Raw genomic sequence first — 809 nt, forward strand, 5'->3', positions numbered from 1 at the left:
TCTGCACAAAAGCCTGCGGCAGGCAATGGATTAGATTGAAGTGATGGTCTTAAGTAATTGAGCCAATTTAGATGAAGTACAAAACATAAACGGGTAACTCGTTTCTGCCCCAAAGCTTGTTAGCCTTTTACATATAGCTGTATATAAAAGGCAGCAATTGACAACATTTGCTTCTCGTTATGTAAAAGCCAAAATTCTCGGATTTACCTACCGAATAATATTATATTATTGAAAAATATGTATTTTATTATTGAGAAAATTTACATAACGACCCAAGTTAGTTCTCGCTGATCTCAATTCTCGGTTTTATCCAGTATTTAGTCGATTGATTTAAATTTTGATGGCTGTTAAGTTGTTAAAACTATTAGTAAATTAAGCTAAAAAGTGATTAAGTTTTGGTAATTAGCCTAGGGGTGTTTATCGGAATTCTCGCTAATAAGCTGTTATATTGCACAAGGGGTCGAGTGGAAAACTCTAGTATGGTGAAAATAAATCAACAATTAGAATCAGATGCTAAAAAAGCTCTCTGGGTATTTGTTGCATTAAATATTAGTGTTTTAATACTTTTTGCTCTTCAATCGCACGGGTTAGCTTTCGCCATTTTATCTATTCAAATAGCTTTGTTTTTTCTTTGGCTGTTACCCGTTGCCTTGTATCAAATAGTTCGTAAAAATAATTCTATTAAATTGGCAACTTATAAGGCATTGGCATCATATCGCAACATCATGGAGCAAGCTTCGTGGTAAGTGCAATATAACAAATAAGGATAGGCCGCGCGTAGCCGCGTCCTTATCCCAAGTGTTGAACAA

The 809-nt window shown here is 34.7% G+C and carries 1 protein-coding gene; it reads left to right on the forward strand.

From position 1 onward, the window contains the following. The first annotated feature begins 464 nt into the window (after positions 1–464). Entirely contained in the window at positions 465–746 is a 282-nt protein-coding gene (locus LMH66_RS20220) for a hypothetical protein (protein WP_229372713.1), read from the forward strand. Positions 747–809: the final 63 nt, after the last annotated feature.

The sequence above is a fragment of the Shewanella sp. 10N.7 genome, assembly GCF_020806285.1.
Taxonomy (GTDB): Bacteria; Pseudomonadota; Gammaproteobacteria; order Enterobacterales; family Shewanellaceae; genus Shewanella; species Shewanella electrodiphila.